This is a genomic window from Streptomyces sp. NPDC006384 (assembly GCF_042870695.1).
Lineage (GTDB): Bacteria > Actinomycetota > Actinomycetes > Streptomycetales > Streptomycetaceae > Streptomyces.
The window spans coordinates 330,853-348,144 of sequence record NZ_JBIAHR010000007.1; the positions used below are offsets into that span (position 1 = coordinate 330,853).

At 70.5% G+C, this 17,292-nt stretch carries 15 protein-coding genes; 9 read left to right on the forward strand and 6 right to left on the reverse strand.

Features of this window, described 5'->3' with window-relative positions:
- The first annotated feature begins 30 nt into the window (after window positions 1-30).
- The 4 genes from ACFYOJ_RS12330 to ACFYOJ_RS12345 are packed head-to-tail and all read left to right on the forward strand — an operon-like array spanning window position 31 to window position 3,603.
- Complete coding sequence (locus ACFYOJ_RS12330) at window positions 31-789, forward strand: methyltransferase (protein ID WP_356556450.1); 759 nt, start codon at window positions 31-33, stop codon at window positions 787-789.
- Window positions 786-1,595 (forward strand): Rossmann-like domain-containing protein, encoded by an 810-nt coding sequence (locus tag ACFYOJ_RS12335; protein WP_356556451.1) that lies wholly within the window; start codon window positions 786-788, stop codon window positions 1,593-1,595. The genes ACFYOJ_RS12330 and ACFYOJ_RS12335 overlap by 4 nt, the downstream gene beginning before the upstream one ends.
- Window positions 1,592-2,617 (forward strand): GHMP kinase, encoded by a 1,026-nt coding sequence (locus ACFYOJ_RS12340; protein ID WP_356556452.1) that lies wholly within the window; start codon window positions 1,592-1,594, stop codon window positions 2,615-2,617. Before ACFYOJ_RS12335 ends, ACFYOJ_RS12340 begins: the two co-directional genes overlap by 4 nt.
- Complete coding sequence (locus ACFYOJ_RS12345) at window positions 2,575-3,603, forward strand: pyridoxal-phosphate dependent enzyme (RefSeq protein ID WP_356556453.1); 1,029 nt, start codon at window positions 2,575-2,577, stop codon at window positions 3,601-3,603. Before ACFYOJ_RS12340 ends, ACFYOJ_RS12345 begins: the two co-directional genes overlap by 43 nt.
- 115 nt (window positions 3,604-3,718) lie before the next feature.
- Here ACFYOJ_RS12345 and ACFYOJ_RS12350 read toward each other — a convergent pair whose 3' ends face one another.
- From ACFYOJ_RS12350 to ACFYOJ_RS12360, 3 genes are all read right to left on the reverse strand, one after another.
- The gene (locus tag ACFYOJ_RS12350) at window positions 3,719-3,874 is read right to left on the reverse strand and encodes a hypothetical protein (protein ID WP_356556454.1); all 156 of its coding nucleotides are present in this window, start codon (window positions 3,872-3,874) and stop codon (window positions 3,719-3,721) included.
- 353 nt (window positions 3,875-4,227) lie between these two features.
- Entirely contained in the window at window positions 4,228-4,743 is a 516-nt protein-coding gene (locus tag ACFYOJ_RS12355; RefSeq protein ID WP_356556455.1) for a DinB family protein, read from the reverse strand.
- 1,931 nt (window positions 4,744-6,674) lie between these two features.
- A complete protein-coding gene (locus ACFYOJ_RS12360; RefSeq protein ID WP_356556456.1) occupies window positions 6,675-7,100 on the reverse strand; it encodes an OsmC family protein in 426 nt (141 codons plus the stop codon).
- A 514-nt stretch (window positions 7,101-7,614) separates the two neighbouring features.
- On the opposite strand from ACFYOJ_RS12360, the gene ACFYOJ_RS12365 reads away from it, so the two are divergent.
- Complete coding sequence (locus ACFYOJ_RS12365; RefSeq protein ID WP_356556457.1) at window positions 7,615-8,298, forward strand: response regulator transcription factor; 684 nt, start codon at window positions 7,615-7,617, stop codon at window positions 8,296-8,298.
- A 61-nt stretch (window positions 8,299-8,359) separates the two neighbouring features.
- Here ACFYOJ_RS12365 and ACFYOJ_RS12370 read toward each other — a convergent pair whose 3' ends face one another.
- Window positions 8,360-9,076: a hypothetical protein gene (locus tag ACFYOJ_RS12370; RefSeq protein WP_356556458.1), complete on the reverse strand. Its 717-nt coding sequence runs from the start codon at window positions 9,074-9,076 to the stop codon at window positions 8,360-8,362.
- 476 nt (window positions 9,077-9,552) lie between these two features.
- On the opposite strand from ACFYOJ_RS12370, the gene ACFYOJ_RS12375 reads away from it, so the two are divergent.
- Window positions 9,553-11,460 (forward strand): ATP-binding protein, encoded by a 1,908-nt coding sequence (locus tag ACFYOJ_RS12375; RefSeq protein WP_356556459.1) that lies wholly within the window; start codon window positions 9,553-9,555, stop codon window positions 11,458-11,460.
- Between the two features lies 1 nt (window position 11,461).
- Here the strand turns inward: ACFYOJ_RS12375 and ACFYOJ_RS12380 are convergent, their stop codons facing one another.
- Window positions 11,462-12,823, reverse strand: a complete 1,362-nt coding sequence (locus ACFYOJ_RS12380) for a sensor histidine kinase (RefSeq protein ID WP_356556460.1) — start codon at window positions 12,821-12,823, stop codon at window positions 11,462-11,464.
- Window positions 12,824-13,127: 304 nt separating this feature from the next.
- On the opposite strand from ACFYOJ_RS12380, the gene ACFYOJ_RS12385 reads away from it, so the two are divergent.
- The 3 genes from ACFYOJ_RS12385 (at window position 13,128) to ACFYOJ_RS12395 (ending at window position 16,439) form a co-directional block, all read left to right on the forward strand.
- Window positions 13,128-15,278 (forward strand): AAA family ATPase, encoded by a 2,151-nt coding sequence (locus ACFYOJ_RS12385; RefSeq protein WP_356556461.1) that lies wholly within the window; start codon window positions 13,128-13,130, stop codon window positions 15,276-15,278.
- 118 nt (window positions 15,279-15,396) lie between these two features.
- A complete protein-coding gene (locus ACFYOJ_RS12390; protein WP_061441721.1) occupies window positions 15,397-15,708 on the forward strand; it encodes a hypothetical protein in 312 nt (103 codons plus the stop codon).
- 398 nt (window positions 15,709-16,106) lie between these two features.
- Window positions 16,107-16,439 (forward strand): hypothetical protein, encoded by a 333-nt coding sequence (locus tag ACFYOJ_RS12395; RefSeq protein WP_356556462.1) that lies wholly within the window; start codon window positions 16,107-16,109, stop codon window positions 16,437-16,439.
- 24 nt (window positions 16,440-16,463) lie between these two features.
- On the opposite strand, the gene ACFYOJ_RS12400 is transcribed toward ACFYOJ_RS12395, so the two are convergent.
- Window positions 16,464-17,279, reverse strand: a complete 816-nt coding sequence (locus ACFYOJ_RS12400; protein ID WP_388596738.1) for an IS3 family transposase — start codon at window positions 17,277-17,279, stop codon at window positions 16,464-16,466.
- Window positions 17,280-17,292: the final 13 nt, after the last annotated feature.

Genomic DNA, 17,292 nt, shown 5'->3' on the forward strand with positions numbered 1-17,292 from the left:
CATCCCGCCGTACGACAAGGAAAGGACCCCATGGACATGGACCGTGACCCGGCCGGCCAGGCTCTTCTCGAGCAACTGCCCCCGCCCCTGCCCGCCGAACGGATCATCGCCCTCAACCAGCCCAAGGAGGACCTGCACACCACTCGCTCCTACGAGTGGAACGGCTGGACGTTCGACGTTCCGCCCGGCGTCTTCATACCCGGCTGGACCAGCCGCCTGATCCACGAGCGGGTGCTCGACGGCCGTATCGAGACCCGCGGCCTCCGGTACGCCGCCATGGGCGTCGGCCTGGGAGTCGAGGCCGTCGCGGCGGGCGTCCGGGGCGCCCGGGAGATCCACGCGCTCGACGTCCACCCGCAGAGCGTGGCCGCCGCCGGCGGTCACTACCGGCGCCTGGTCGGCGAGCGCCCGGACACCGCGTTCCTCCCCGCGGTGAGCGACGTCTTCGACGCCCTCCCCGACGACGTCCGACTGGACGTCGTCACCTTCAACCCGCCCGCCGTCAGCCAGACCGTCAGCGACGACCCCGACGTCGTGCGCAACGTCTGCGTGGGCGCGCCGCTGCTGGCGAAGTTCTTCGCCCAGATCGCGGAGAAGGACCTGCTGGCCCCCGACGGCGAGATCTACGTCATCGCCTCCAACACCGCGGATCTGCGGGCCCTGGTCCAGCACGCCCTGGACCACGGGCTCAGCCCTCGTATCGACCATCTCCACGACTGGCGGGACGGCGTGCTGACCTTCCTCTTTCGTATCACCCACGACACGTCCCGCACCGGAGGACGGCGATGAAGAACACCGAGGAACTCCTGGCCGCCGTCCTGGCGGGCGAACACGGCCCCCGCCCCGACGGCCTCGTCGCCACCAGCGTCTTCTGGGTGCACCACGGCACCCGGCTGGCCGGCGGGAACACCACCTACCTCAACCAGTACCTCCTCGTCCGCCTGGGCGACTCCTTCGGCGGCTGCGCCTTCGAGGCGGGCGAGGCCGACCCGTCCGTATGCCGTGACGCCTCCGGTACCCCCGTCGGCACGCTGCTGCGCGAGGCGCCGGGGCCGCTGCGGATCGCCGCGCTCGACGCCTACCTCAGCTCGGTCCGCCCGCACCGGGAGGCGAGGGAGGCGGAACCGGTGCCCCTGCCCGCCGGGGCCCCCGAGACCCGGGCGCTGGCCCGGGACGCGGCCGTCGCCGGGCTCCTGGACATCGACGCCGGGGCCAGGGTCGGTCTGATCGGGGTGGTCAACCCGCTCGTCGCGGCCATCCGCGAGCGCGGCGGTGATCCCCTCCTCTGCGACTTCAACCTGCGCACCACCCAGTGGGGAGACCCGGTCACCGACGACATGCACGAGGTCCTCGACACCGCCGACGTCGTCGTGGCCACCGGCATGACCATCGGCAACGGAAGCTTCGACACCGTCCTGGCCCGCTGCCGCGAACGCGGCGTGCCCCTGGTGGTCTACGCCCAGACCGGCAGCGCCGTGGCGCGCGCCTTCCTCGGACGGGGGGTGACCGCCCTGTCCGCGGAGCCCTTCCCCTTCTCCCAGTTCAGCGCCGAACCCACCACCCTGTACCGCTACCGGGCGGCGGCCGGCGTATGACGGCCGCCACCCGCCGGCCGGAGGCCACCGCCCGTGGCACGAAGGCCCCCGCCCGTGGCACGGAGGGCACCGGACGCGCCGCCTGCCATCACGGCGAGATCCTGCAGGGCGTCTTCCTCGACGAGCGGCGCCGCACCGTCCACGCACTGGTCACACTGCCGATGCACGGACCGGGCAGCACCGCCCGGTTCGCGCACCGGCCCGGCAGCCCGCCGGACGAGGTGACGGTGACGCCCGCCGGCCGCACCAAGGCACGTGCGGCGGCCGTCCTCGCGGTACGGGAGTGCGCCGCACGCCGCGACGCCGAGCCCTGCGGCGGGGAGCTGACCCTCACCGGGGACCTCCCCGTCGGGCTCGGCATGGGCTCCTCCACCAGCGACGTCATCGCCACCGTGCGGGCGGTCGCCGACTCCTGGGGCGTGCCGCTGCCGCCGGAGACGATCGCCGGGATCGCGGTGCGCGCCGAAGGCGCCAGCGACCCCCTGATGCACGGCCCGCGCCCCCTGCTCTTCGCCCAGCGCGAAGGCAGGGTCCTCGAAGTGCTGGGCGCCGCGCTGCCGCCCGCCGTGGTGGTCGGATGCGCGCTCGCCGGGGGAGCACCGGTCGACACCCTCTCCCTCCCCGCCCTCCACCACCACGACGACCTCGCCGCCTACGGACACCTGCGCCGCATGCTCCGCCGGGCGGTGACCGACGCCGACACCGCCCTGCTCGGCCGGGTCGGCACCGCCAGCGCCCGCCTGCGCCAACGCGTCCTGCGCCACCAGGAGTTCGAGGCCCTCACCGGCATCGCCGACCGCACGGGCGCCGTCGGCGTGCAGATCGCCCACAGCGGCAACGTCGCCGGCATCCTCTTCGACCCCCGCACCCCCGGCCTGCGCCGCGGACTGCGCCGCTGCACCCGTGCCCTGGACCGCGAGGGCATCACACCGACCCGGACCTTCACCACCTTCGCGTCCCCCGTCAGCGAGGAGTTCCTGTGGACGAACACATCTCGGAAGCCATCGGCCGCCCGGACCTGATACGCCTCGACGACGGCCTTCTCTGCCTGCGCTTCGAGACCATGAAGGTCGTCTCCGCCCTCGCCGCCGTACGCCACCTGCTCGACACCGGTGCCGTACGACGCGGCGACACCCTCATCGACAGCTCCAGCGGCATCTACGCCTACGCGCTCGCCCTGGCCTGCCACCGCTACGGCATGCGCTGCCACATCGTCGGCTCCACCACCGTGGACCACACCCTGCGCACCCAGCTCGACGTCCTCGGCGCCCGCCTGGAGCAGATGCCGCCCAGCAGCAGCCTCGAGCTCGACCAGAACCGCCGCGTCGCCCGCGTCCGCGAGATCCTGCGCGCACACCCGGACTACCACTGGATGCGCCAGTACCACGACGACATCCACTACCTCGGCTACGAAGCCGTCGCCGAGCAGATACACGACCGGACCGCCGGCGACCGCCTCACCCTCGTCGGAGGAGTGGGCTCCGGCGCCTCCACCGGTGCCCTCACCCACTACCTGAGGAAACGCTCCGCCGACGTACGGCTCGTGGGCGTCCAGCCGTACGGGAGCGTCACCTTCGGCAGCGGGCACGTCGCCGACCCGGAGATCATCATCGCCGGGATCGGCAGCTCCATCCCCTTCGGCAACGTCCGCCACGACCTCTACGACGTCCTGCACTGGCTCGCCTTCGACGCCGCTCTCGCCGGCAGCGTCGACCTGCTGCGCCGGCACGCCGTGTTCGCGGGCCTGTCCACCGGAGCCGCCTACCTCGCCGCCCGGTGGGAACGCCGCGAAGAGCCCCGCCGCACCGCCCTGTTCATCGCCGCCGACACCGGCCACCGCTACGTCGACACCGTGTTCGCCCGGCACCGGGAGGCCGCCCGGACCGAGGACCTGGCCCCTCGGGCGGTGGGCGGCACGGACGAACTGTCCCTCCCCTGGTCCCGCATGGACTGGGACGGATCACCCGCACCCGAGGGAGCACTCCTCGGGCAGGCCCCCGGGGCGTAGGCGAAGGGAACCGCGCGGCAGGAACCGCACGGAACGCGACAGCCGTCTCACCGTCGGCCGCGGCGCAGGCAGCGGCACGCCCCACCCGTGACACGGGTGGGGCGTGCCGTCGTTCTCAGCGTTCCGGCAGTCCGGCCCACACGCGTGCGGCCATCGCCTCTGCCTCGTCCTGCGGTGTTCCCGCCCGTACCAGGATGATCCCGCGGGACTTGTCCGGGAACGTGACCTCCCGCATCGCCGTACCCAGCGGGCCCATCGGCTCGTCCGACATGGTGGCTTCCCTTCGACGGCTGCCGCCACGTTAGAGGCGCGCCGGGCAGAAGACGAGGACCCTCGTCCGGACGGGGGCCCGGCGCGGGTCGCGGCCGGCACAGGAATCCCGCCGTTCGACGGACTCGCCGCATGCCACCACCGGGAAGCACTCCGCCCGCCTTCCTCCGCCCGCGCCGGTACGGTGCCTGAGCCGATCCGACGCTGCCTCGACTCGTCGAAGGCGCCCTTCGCCGCCCTGTGCGGCCTCACCCGCACCCACCACACCTGGCACCTCGACATGGCCACCGGATGACCAAAGGGGCTGCCCGGCCTCCGGCCGGACAGCCCCTCACCAAGATCTTCATCAATCTTCTAGACGCCGGTCCGTCCGTCGACGAGCTCCCGCACGATGTCGAGATGCCCGTTGTGCCGGGAGATCTCTTCGATGAGGTGGAGGATCACCCAGCGGAGGTCCACGTGGCGGCCGTCGCTGATGGGGCGCTCGGCCCTTGAGTCCAAGTCGTGGCCGGACAGCAGGCGACGGTAGCGGTCGCTCTGCTCCTCGTATTCGGCGAGAAGCTGCGGCAACGGGATGTCGACAGCTGTCCGCATCTCGGGGTCGGGGTCGTCGTCACTCGCCCGCGTAAGCGGACCTGCTGGTTCCTCCCCCAGGAACATTACTTGGACCCAGTGATACTCGACCCACCGCAGATGGCTGATCAGCCCGCACAGGGTCATCAGCGGTGAGTTCGGGAGCGGGGCCCTGCGGGCGTCTTGTGCGGACACGCCCTCGCACTTGGCTCGCGCCGTGTCACGGGCGTAGTCCAGGAACGTGATCAGCTGCGTGCGCTCGTCCCAGGTGGGAGGCGTATCGGTTCGTTGAGTCATCGCTGGGAGCATCCCGCAGATCGAGCAGGCGGTCGAGTGATTAATGCGGGGGACCCCGTCGAGAACTGTCGAGCTGAACCGCCCCGGGTCCGGGTGCGGGCCTACGAGGTCATGCATGAGAACGGCCTCCGCAGGGTCCGTCTGTACGATGCTCGGGCGTCTTGTCTCACGTACCTCGCCGACAACGGGGTGCCGGATCACCTGCTCGCCAGGCGGGCCGGGCACACCGACGTGAAGACGACCGAGAAGTGGTACGTGAAGCCGGACGTGGCAGGCCTGCTTCCAGCAGCGGAGGCATGGGGAGGTCCCGCAGGGGGCGTGTGACAGATCGTGACAGATGAAGGTGTGAACCCGTGACCGAAGCCAAGATCGAAACGCTGCAATACCGCTTTGACGGGCCAGATCACCTACCCGTCCTGATCTTGGGTCCGTCCCTCGGTACCACATGGCACAGGTTGTAGAGACCGTCCAGGGGCGTCTGTGCCAGTCCCCCGTGGGCACGAAAGTGCAGGTCGGAGCCTCTCGGTCCGAGAGGGTCTACCCAGCTGGTGATGGCTGTGTGATACGCGGGTGATATGGCGAAGCGCCGCGGTCCGTCCTGGCGGGGTCTCTGCCCGGATCCGTGAGACGTCGAAGCCGCACCGGAGCGCTCCGGTGCGGCTTCGACGTGAGGTCGAACGCGTTGGCGCGCATGATGCGGTCGGTGCCTCTGAGGGGTCCGTGTGCCTGTAACTCACTCGGGTGCCTGATTTGCGATCGCACCCGCTTATCCGTCCGTATCGGGGTGCGTCTTTCTCCCAGCGCGACGAGACAGGCTCATGCATCTCGATTGCTACATTGCCCGAGGGGCCGACCACTTGGCCGGGCTCACACGGCCATGATGGCCATCAGAAGCGGAGTCGTAGGCTATAAAGCTTCCTCATCGAATCGGCGACCGAGCAGGACGCCGAACTCTGGGCGGGCTATCCCGCCGTGGTTCTGGCAGGGCCGCGTACCGGACGCTCCTGGAGGCATCCGAACTTCGCCCCCTTGCTGATACGGCGCGTCGAGATCATCCAAAAACCGGCTTCACGAAGCGGCTGCTCGACGATTTCACGGACCTCGGTCCAGGCGCTGTCGCCGCCGACGAGGATGCCTTGCTCCGACGACTGCGCGGCAGGGGCACACCGCCGAGGTAACCGCCTACCCTCGTCGTGGCTTCGCAGCGGCTGGCCGTCCTTTCACAAGAGGGGCTTGTGGGAAACGAGCGGCTGCTGCCGGCTCCGAGTCATCGTTGCCGCGGTACGGCCGGACCGGGAGGAATCGAGGCCGTTCCGGCCATAAAGGAGGGCCTGTCTTCCGCGACGGCCCCGGCGAGTCGAGTGATCACGATCTTGCAGCCGAGTCGTGGAGGGCGGTAGCCCATGGGAGTGCGTCGTTGTCTCAGGTATGAGCCTTCTGGGGGATAACGGAGATGGTGTGACGTTCGCTCAACTGACGGATTCCTACTGGTTGGACGACGTCAGCGGTGATTGCCGCGAGAGCAGGCAGGATGTCGAGCCCGTTGGCGCCAGCCGCGTCGTGGGCCGCTGGGCCGGCTGCGTGTGGTCATGCTGCCGGTCGCGTCGGCCACGGTGAGCGCTGCGATCGTGGTGATGACCGCCGACGGCCCGCTGGACGACCTCGGCACCCGCATACGGCCGGAAGCCGGCACGCCCCCCTGCGCCGAGCAGACAAGGGACGATAGGAAGGGGGCCGGCCCGCCGCCCGTGAGGGTGGCAGGCCGGCGAGGCCGCGCCGCCTCCGGTGGCAACGCCGTGGCCTGCCCACTTCGAATCGCCACTACGCGTCTTCAGCGGGTGCGTGAGTCAGACCTCTGGGGGACTGCACCGCAGTTCCGTTGCAGAACCGGCTCCGCCCGACGCGTCATGTGGCCGGTCCCCGCCCCTGTTTCAGGCCAGCTTCGCGGTCAGGGTGATGGTCGTGCCGGTCAGGGCCTGGCTGACCGGGCAGTTCTTCTTGGCGTCCTCGGCGGCGGCGACAAAGGTGTCGTTGTCGATGCCGGGGACGGTGCCCTCCACGGTGAGGTGGATGCCCTTGATGCCCTCGCCGGGCTGGAAGGTGACGTCGGCGGAGGTGGTGAGCTTGGTGGGCGGGGTGCCGGCGCCGGCCAGGCCGTGCGACAGCGCCATGGAGAAGCAGCTGGAGTGGGCGGCGGCGATCAGCTCCTCCGGGCTGGTCCTGCCGTTCGCCTGCTCGGCGCGCGACGGCCACGACACCGGCTGCTCGCCGATACCGGACGAGTCGAAGGTGACGACGCCGTTGCCCTCGAGCAGGTTGCCTTCCCAGACGGTGTGCGCGGAGCGCGTGGTTGCCACGGTGGTTCCCTTCGTTGAGCCTTCGGCCCCTTGATCGGGGCAGCGAGCCCATCGGATCACAGGCGGACGTGACACGGCGGCACGGTGTCCCACGGCGATACCGGCGGTCGTGCGGTGTCAGCACCGCCCGCGAACGCAGACCCTCGCCCGGACGGCACGCTTCACGAAGTTGATCGTGATTTACTTCTGCGTAAGCGTGTACTGCATGCTGTAGGGGTATGTGAGGCAGTAAGGAGAAGGGGAAAGAGCTCCGGCAGATGATGCCTCAGTTGCTGGAGCAACCCTCTCGGGTCGGCTTGATCAGTCGCCAGGCCGGAGCAGCGTGCCATCTCGTCTCTCCACGTCGGCTGCGCCAGGCTGCGCGCATCGACCCAGTGCGTCCCGGACGACCCGTGCAGATATCGTGATCTGTCGTCATCGAGAGCCGGTACACATGCTCGTCATCGGCGCATCGCTCGGGGCGGCAGTCGACGGCCGCCCGTTTCACCCGCACCGCACGAAGGAAGCCTCTTCCATGGAGTCCGTCCGCGTTCTGCTGGTCGACGACCAGCAGATGATCCGCACCGGTTTCCGTCTCATCCTCGAATGCGAACCGGACATCGCCGTTGTCGGCGAGGCGTCCGACGGCGACTCCGCTGTGGAGCAGGTCTTCGCCCTGCGACCGGACGTCGTCCTGATGGACGTCCGCATGCCCGGCACGGACGGTGTCGAGGCCACCCGACGCATCGTGGAGTCCGGTGCGGAAGCCCAGGTCGTGATGTTGACCACGTTCGACCTGGATCGGCACGTCCTGGACGCTCTCAGGGCCGGGGCCGTCGGTTTCCTGCTCAAGGACGGGCCCGCACAGTCTCTGGTGGAGGCGGTACGGATGGTGGCCGCCGGTGACGCGGTCCTGTCCCCCCGTGTCACTCGGCGGCTTCTGGACCGCTTCGCCCGTCTGCCTCAGTCGGCCGTCGGGGCCGCGTCCAGGCGGCTGGAGCATCTCACGGCCCGCGAGGTCGACGTGTTGCGTGCGCTGAGTCGGGGGCTGTCCAACGAGGAGATCGCTCAGGAGTTGGACGTCAGCAAGAACACGGTCAGGACACACATCGCTCATATCCTGGAGAAGTACCATCTGCGTGACCGGGTACAAGCGGTGATCCTGGCCTACGACGCCGGCCTGGTCACACCGGTCGGGCACGCTCCCACCGTCCGCTGACAGGCTGCTCCTCCCTGACGGCCTCCCACGAACGAGTCGTCAGCGCATCCGGGGCGCGAGATCAGAGGCGCAACGGCGACTGCGCGGGCGGCACTTCGTACGGCACGGCCTCGCGCATACCCGTGTACCTGGTCCGGCCCCACCGGTGTACGGCGTCGACGGAGACCCCGTACGGCGCCAGACGTCCGTTCAGACGCATCACACGGGCTTGCAGCGCCCGTTTGCTCACCGGCTCCCCGGCGGTGCCGAGCAGCAGACCCAGATCGTGACAACACCACTCACGGGAAGGCAGGCTTAGAAGTTCCAACAACACCTGCTGAGAAGCCTGGTGAGGCACGACCTGCGGACGACTCTGGGACGGTGCCCGCAGGCGTTGACGCCTCGAAGAGAGATCGATCCACCTGCGTTCGGCGACGATCCGTCCGGCCAACTCCCTAGGAGGGGTGCCCCGGGGGAGCACGTTGACGGCCCCCGCACGCAGCGTGGCGACCACGTTCACGTCCCGGGGCGCCAGCACCACGACCGAGGAGATCGTGCTGAGCACGCGCACGCGCTGCTCGAGTCGGTCCGTTCCACCGTCCTCGGACACATCGAGGACGGCCAGCCCGTCGGGCCTGCGCAGCAGCGACATGTAGGCCGGTGCGGAACCCCATGAGTGGGACAGGGCCGGCAGCACGTGGTACGGGCGCATGGTGCGCAGCAGACGGGCTGTCTTCTCCCGGCGCAGCGAGAGGACGACATCGACGGGGCAGGAGGAGGACATCTCAGTTGTGGGCATGGGCATGGGCATGGGCATGGGCATGGGGGTGGGGGTGGGGGTGGTACTCGTGTGGCGGGGTCCGTCCCATGCTCGGCACCCCCGCGCGCCACCGGCTGCTTAAGCGGTGGTCGTCATGTGCTCACCTGTGCTCAACGGCGGCCGCCGAGGGTGCAGGGGGGGGGGGGACGAACTCTCCGCCCCTCGTGGGCGGCCGCCCGTGGTGATCCACGGACGCATATGCTCCTCTCGGAGTACTCCCGTCGCGGCCGCGCTCCGCGCTGTCGCGGTCAGCGGCCCGGGCGCGTCGGGCGAGACGGAGAGGCGGAGTGAGTGAGCACGCGCGGCGGCAGCCTGGGCCGGCGGTTGGAACGAGTCCGGGAGCGTTCATTCCTCGGACGCAGGCATGAGCTCCACTTCTTCCGCGCAGCGTTGCACGGAGCATCCGGCGCCGCCTGCGTTCTCTACCTGCACGGTCCGGAGGCACGGGCAAGTCGATGCTCTTGCGCCGGTTCGCGCTGGAGGCCCGTGCCGCAGGCCGCATCGTCGTACGCGTCGACGGGCGGACCACGCCGGCGACCGCCGATGCGTTCACGCGTGCCGTACGTCCCGTCACGCGGGAGCCTGAAGCCGTTCTGCTCGTCGATTCCTTCGAGCACTGCCGGTCCTTGGAGGACTGGTTGCGTGAGGAGTGCCTGCTCCGCCTCCCCTGGGACACCGTGGTCGTCGTGGCGAGCCGCCACGAGCCTGACCCTCACTGGCCGGCCGACCCGGGCTGGACGGGGCTGCTGCGTGTACTGCCCCTCGGCGGTCTGAGCAAGCCCGACGCAGCGGCGTTCCTCCGGCAGCGAGGCGTGCTCCCTCACCTGCACGACGCCCTGCTGGAGTTCACCGGAGGGCACCCCCTGGCTCTCGCCCTGGCCGCGGAGGCGGCGGTGCGCACGGAGACCGATGGCGGTGCCGATCACGCGGATCCTCCGCTGGGCCAGGACGCCGTCACCACTCTGCTGCGCCGCCTCGTCGGTACCCCGCCCGACGAGGCTCACCAGGCAGCCCTGGACGTGTGCGCCCAGGCCCGTGTCACTTCGGTGGCGTTGCTGCGGGCGGTCCTCGGTGACCAGGGCGAGGATCTCTTCCTCTGGCTGCGCGACCAGCCGTTCGTCCAGACCACCCGGCTCGGTGTGGCCCCCCACGCCGTCGTACGCGAGGTGCTGAGAGCCGATCTGCGCTGGCGTGATCCGGCCGGATTCGCAGAACTGCACCGGAGGATCCGGGGCCACCTGCTCGAACGGACGAGGCTCGGGCCCGCTTCCCGCGTCCTCGAGACCGTGGGGGACCTGCGGTTCCTCCACCGCTCCGGGCGCTTTCTGGCAGATGCGCACGGCCGGGCGTCGGGCGGCCGGGCCGAAGAGCTGCCCCGCGCGGTCGGGCACGAGGCGACGCTGATCCGCCGGATACGCCGCCAGGAGGGGCCGGAGTCGGCGCGCATAGCCGCGCACTGGCTACGCGAGCAGCCCGAGAACGTCCATCTGCGCCGCCTCGGGCCCGGTGAGGAGGACGTCGGAGGTTCGGCGTGGTTGAGGCTCATGCCCTTCGAAGGGGAGGCGGAGGACCCGGTCGTCGCCGCCGCCTGGGCGCACACCAGGAAGCACGGGCCGGTGCGGGCCGGCGAGCACATCGCGCTGGCGCGGTTCCACGTCGGCGAGTACGGCGATCACCGTCCCTCCCCCGTGATGGACGCGTCCCTCGGGCGCATGGTGGGGGAGATCATCCGCGACGACAGACTGGCCTGGGCGTTCGCCGTCCTGCGCGACGACGGCTTCTGGGACTCTCATCTGCGCCACCACGCCATGGAACCGACGGCCGGCACGGTGACCGTCGACGGCCACCGTCACCGTCTCTTCGCCTGCGACCGGCGTGCCCTGCCCGCGGTGTTGGGGGGTGCGGCGAACGCTCCCTTGCTCACCGGCGCCGCTCCTGGTCCAGCCCGCTCCGGGAAGGAATCGTGCACGGCGGCGGAGATCCTGGTGCTGGGCGAGGAGGAGTTCGCCGTCGCCGTGAAGGCCGCTCTGCGAGCCTTGCGCCGGCCACGTGAGCTGGCGCTCAACCCGCTCCAGCGCAGTCGTCTCGTCCTGGCGCACGGCATGGGTCTCAAGGACGTGGTCACCAGCGCGATCGGCAGCCTGCCGCTCGAGCGCGGTGGTGACAAGGGCTACCGGGCGGCGACCGCCGCCTACGTCGAAGGGGCCTCGACGCAGGCGGCCGCCGCTCGGCGCCTGGGGCTTCCCCTCAGCACCTACCGCCGCCACCTGGCGTGGGCGACACACCGGGTCACGCGGATCATGTGGGAGCACGAACTGTCCGGAACCCCGCTGCTGTCACCCGCGGACCGGCCGCGGCGTTGACTCAGGTGACCGGGAGAGCGAGGACGGTCCCGGCCTCGTCGTCGTGGGACCCGGTGCCGTCCTCGTGGCCAACGGGATCGGCGAGGACGCAGGAGCTCCGGTCGTCCGGCGGGGGCGGGCCGTACACGGACGGAAGGGGGAGGGCGGCATGCACACAGTAACCGCCTCCGGGCCGGTGACCGGTGTGCAGTGTGCCGCCCATGGCCGCGACCCGTTCCCGGATCCCGACCAGCCCGTGCCCCGCCCCCCGGTCGAAGACGTGGACCGGTGAAGGCGCGGCCTGCTCGCCGGGGCCCGCGTCGCAGATCCTCAGGGACAGCCGGTGACGGTCGTGCTCCCACGTCAGCGTGACGGCGGTGCGGGTGCGGCCCGCGTGCTTGAGCGTGTTGGTGAGGGCTTCCTGCACGATCCGGTAGACCGCCAGTTGCGAGCCGGCCGACAGGTCGGCCGGTTCCCCGCTGATGGTGCAGTGGACCTGGAGACCGGCGGCACGTACCGACTCCAGCAGCGCCGGGATGGCGTCGATGGTGGGCTGCGGTGGCTGCTTGCTGGGGTCGGTGTCGTCCTCGTCGTCGGTGCGGAGCACGTCCAGCAGTTGCCGTAGCTCGGTGACGGTGGCCCGGCCGGTCTCCTCGATGGTGCGGTGCAGTTCGTGGGCCTTCTCCGGGTCGCGGGCCTGGACCCGGTCGGCGGCGATGGTCTGCACGATCATGAGGCTGACGTTGTGGGCGACGATGTCGTGCAGTTCCCGGGCGATGCGCGCGCGTTCCTCCATGACGGCGGCATGGGCTTTGGCGAGCTGTTCACCCTCCAGTGCCTTGGCGCGCTCCAGCGCCTGATCCTGCATAGCGGTCCGGGTTCGTACCAGCCGGCCGAGGGACCAGGCCGCGGCCGTCAGCACCGCCTCGGTCGTGCCCGCGGCAAGCCAGTGATCCGCGGGCGCCAGCACGGCTTCCGTCACGGACAGCGCCGGAACGTGGAGGAGCGCCACAAGAGCGGCGGTGCGGTGTTCGGTCCGCACGGCGGTCAGGAACAGGGCCGTCGCGGCGCACAGGTAGGTGGGGCTGATCGCGGTCCCCTGCGGCCCCACCAGGTGGGGCACGTAACGCAGCGCCTGAAGGATGCTGCAGGCGACCGCGACAACCACGAGGCTCGCCAGCGGGAACCGGTGATGAACGGTAATGGGCGCACCGCAGACCAGGATGAGCGCGACCCACCAGCCGCCCGGCGCGTTGTGCAGGGCCTCGCTCGCAGGGACCAGGGACGGCAGGGCCAGGCACCAGCCTGTCAGGAGAACGCCCAGGGCCAGGTCGGTCAGGGCGGGGGGCAGACGGCGGCGCGGCCACGAGTTCAGTGCGCTCATGACGGTCCACGGTAGACCGCGCCGACCGACAGCGGCCCGCCGGGACACCGGAAGACGGCGTACCCCTCGTCCGTGGGTCAGCGCGAGCACGGACAGTCCGGATGTCGGTGCAGGAGCGTCCGGGTGCACGTACTCGTTCTCCAGGACGAGCAGGAGAGCGACCTCGTCCGGTCGGCCGATCCGCGAGTTCCACTCGAAGGCGGAGCTCGCGGACGACCGGGACGGTTGGACTGGAGGGGTTGACCGATCCCTTCGCAGAGGAGTTCCGGTGAGTCCGGGACCAGTCCCTACCCGAGCCGACCCGGTGAGCGGCAGCAACGCCACGGACCCCGCCGGCTCCTGTGGTGGCGGTCTGCTCGGCGAGCACGTGGCCGCCGCACGTGCCCGGGCCTTCGTCGGCAGGGCGGCCGAGCGGGACGCGTTCCGAGCGGCGCTGGCGGGAGAAGCCGAAGCCCGTCCCGTCCTCTTCGTGCACGGGCCCGGCGGTATCGGTAAGTCCGCCCTGCTGCACCGCCTGTCCTTGGACGCGACCGCCGCCGGCAGGACGGTGGTGTGGGTGGACGGTGCGAGGACACCGGCGGACGCCTGCGGTCGCCTGGATGTGTTCCGTGATGTCCTTGACGATCCCGCAACAGTCCTGTTGGTCGATTCCCTGGAGCGGTGCACCGGGCTGGAGGCGTGGCTGCGCGAGAGCTTCCTGCCCGACGTACCGAGTGATGCGGTCGTGGTCATGGCGTCAAGAACCCCGCCGCAGCTCGGCTGGAGAACCGATCCCGGCTGGGCCGCCTGCGCCCGGTCCGTGAAGCTGCCCGCGCTGAACGCGGAGGAGACCACCAAGGTCCTGGGCGACCAGGACGTGCCGCCGCCCCTGCACGTCCCCGTGCGGGAGTTCGCGGGCGGCAATCCCCTGGCTCTGTCCCTGGTCGCGGCCGCCGCCCGCACAGGTGGGGAAGCAGGGTGGTCCATGGACGGGGGCGTCTCCCGACGGCTGACCGCGGTCCTGTTCCACCGTCTCGTCGGCGGCCTTCCCACCGAGCAGCACCGACGGACTCTGCAGGTGACCGCCCGGGCGGGGACCGTCACGGAGGAGTTGCTGCGCGCCGAACTCGGCGCCGGCGCGGCGGCCCGGTTGTTCGCGTGGCTGCGCGCGCAGCCCTGGGTGACGGCCGTCGGATGCGGCCTGCTGCTGGACGAGGCGGTACGCAACACGGTCGCGCACGACGCCAGATGGAACGACCCCGACGGGTTCGCCGCTCTGCACGAGCGCCTGCACGACCACCTGGTGGAGCAGATACGCACCATGCCTTTCGACCGCGCCCTGGACGCTGCGGCAGCCCTGCACCGCCTGTACCGGGACATCACGGCGCTGCCACCCGCCCATGAGTGGACCGCGCGGGACAGCCACGAGGACGAGGCGTGCAGACCTGTGGACGAGGCCACCGTGCTCGGCCTGACCGCGGGCTGCGAGGGGCCGGAGTCCGCGGAGAACGCACGGTTCTGGCTGCGTCACCAGCCGGAGGCGTTCAGAGTCCTGCGGCCAGTCCCGTACGGCCCACCCCGAGCCTGCTCGGCCTGGCTGAAACTGACGGCGTACGAAGGGGAGACAGCGGATCCCGTGGTCGCCGCCGTCTGGGACCACGTCCGGCGGCACGGGCCGCTGCGGGCGAACGAGCGGATCTCGGTGGCCCGCTTCCACGCCGGCCCGCGAGAGCGACGGGACGCCTCATCGGCCGTGGCGCTGTCGCTGCGGTGCCTCGTCGCGGAGACCGTGCGGACCGGCGGACCGGCCTGGGTGTTCTTCGTGCTCCGGGACGACGGCGTCTGGAACGGGGCGCTGCGCCGGCACGGGCTGCTTCCCACGGAGCACCACTGGGACGTCGATGGCGTTCCCCAGCGTCTCTTCGCCCGTGACGTGCGGGTCTTCCCCGCTTCCGACTGGCTGCGCGGGCTGCTGCGCTCCGTGTCGGGGGAGGGCGACGGCCGCGACCCCTGTCATCGAGTGAACGGTGCCGGCCTCGTCCGCACGGACGAGGCGCGGACACCGACGGGAGTACTGTCCGAGCTGGAGTTCGCCGACGCCGTGCACGCGGGACTGCGTGCGTTGCGGCGGCCGTCGGAGCTCGCGCTGAATCCGTTACGGCGTAGCCGGGTGGCTGCCGTAGGCGGTGAAGACCTGGCGGCCGTGCTCCAACAGGCCGTCTACGAGCTGGCCGAAGAGCAAGGCGGGCACGGACCGCACCAGGCCGCGATGACCGCGTTCGTCGAAGGGCCGACCACGCACCGGGCAGCGGCCGAACGACTGGGTGTGTCACTGAGCACCTACCGCCGTCATCTCAGGACTGCGGTCGAGCGCGTCTCGGCTCGTCTGTGGCATGAGGAGGTGTACCCGTCCGGTGTGCCGGACGGGTACACCTCCTCCGTGGGCGACCGGGAACAGAGCCGCGTGGACCGCTGACGCACGAGGGCGGCAGCCGGAAGGGCGGCACCCTCGTGCGGGTCTATGCTTCGCGGACTAGGTGCGATTCCTCCTGGTGGCCGAGATCGCAGCGGATTCCGCGCGAAAGGATCGGCTCATGGATCGCATGCATGTTCTCGTCGCCCTGATCGCTGTTGTGGCCCTTGCCCTCACCGCATGGACCAAGCCTCTGAAGGTGTTGTCCTTCTGGCCCCTCGTCATCGTCTGCATGATCTCCTACCCCGTGGGCGCACGGCTGTTCTCAGCGTTCGAGAAGGGGCGGTCCGGCGGTGCGTGGGTCGAATGGACCTTCCTGCTCAGCGTCGCCCTTCTGATCACCGTGCTCGTCGCGTCGGCCCTCCGGTTCCTCACGTCCTCCCGAGGCCCACACACCGACCGTCACGCCTACCACCAGGACCCCGACGCGTGAGTGTCCCTCTCCCGTAGTCCGGTGAACCTTGATCTGTGACGGCCCGGGGTTCCCCTGAGTTCGGAACGCTGCTGCGGCCCCGGACCGAGAGGTCGTGTCGGTGAGCGGGGCGCGGGGCGCGTGTTCCGAACAGTCCGTGTCGTTCGGCAGTGTCGCCGACACGGCTGTTCAGCCCCATGCTTCGACGGTCAGCTTCGTCATGGACGACAACCTCCCGCTCCGGCCGGGCCCGCACGGGAATGACTCCCTTCCAAGGGGCCGGGATCCTGCCACGGGGGACGACGCTGCAAATGACGGTGACGAGCCCCGGTCGGTGGCCCCGCGACGGCTGTCGGCGGTTGCCGCACTCCCACCGTGCCCTGCCCTCCGCCTTCCCTGACTCCAAGCCGAGGACCACTATGTCCGCCCCCGCCCCGATGACCACCGCACCCCATCGCCCCCGCCTGCCGCACACCGGGACCCGCACCATCACCCGTCCAGCTACGCTCGATGACTTCGACGCGGTGAACGCGCTGCACAACCGCTGCTCGCTCGAGACGCGCTTCGCGCGCTACCAGGCCGCCCGGCGTTCCCTGCGCCGGGGCGAGTTCCACCACCTGACCCGCCCCGGCCTGGGCCTCACCTGGGTCACCCACCCGGAGGACGATCCACAGCGACTCATCGCGACCACCAACCTGGTCCGCACGACCGAGCCCAGCACCGCCGAACTCGGCATCATGATCGAGGATTGAACCGCTCCGGGATCGGTGGAGGCTCTATGCGTTGACTCCAGCCGCCGGTTGGGGCTGGTGTTGAGCGTAGTGGTTGGTCTCGTGCTCGTGGGGCGGGATGTCGCCGATCGCTGTGTGGAGGCGCTGGTTGTTGAACCAGTCGACCCATTCCGCGGTGGCGAGTTCAACGTCGGCCAGGCCGTGCCAGGGCCTGCGCGGCTTTATCAACTCCGTCTTGTAGAGGCCGATCTGGGATTCCATGAGCGCGTTGTCCAGGGCGTCGCCGACGGTGCCGATCGAGGCGTCGATGCCGGCCTCGATCAGGTGCGCGGTGAACGCGAAAGACGTGTACTGACTGCCCGCATCCGAATGATGAACCAGCCCCGGGCCAGCGGGAGTTCCTGCGCGGTCGCGACGCCACAAGGCCATGTCGAGCGCGTCGAGGACGAGCTTGGCCCGCTTGTTGGTGGCGGCGGACCAGCCCACGATCGCCCGGGAGAACACGTCCACGACGAACGCGACGTAGACGATCCCCGACCAGGTGGCGACATAGGTGAAGTCAGCCACCCACCGCTCGTTCGGCCTGGACGCGGTGAAGTCGCGTTGCAGCAGGTCAGCGGACCGCTCATGGCCATCTTCCCGGACGGTGGTGCGGATCTTCTTCCCGCGCCGGGCGCCTTCGAGGCCGAGGTCGCGCATCAGCCGGGCGACGGTGCAGCGGGCCACCGGTATGCCCTCGCGGTGCAGCTGACGCCATACCTTCCGGACCCCGTAGACGCCTGTCGGCGTACGGACTTTTCTCCCCAGATGCGTACGGACGAACGTCCCCGGCTCTGGCCGCAGGCAGCGGCAACGGGACAGAGGATCTCGGTTG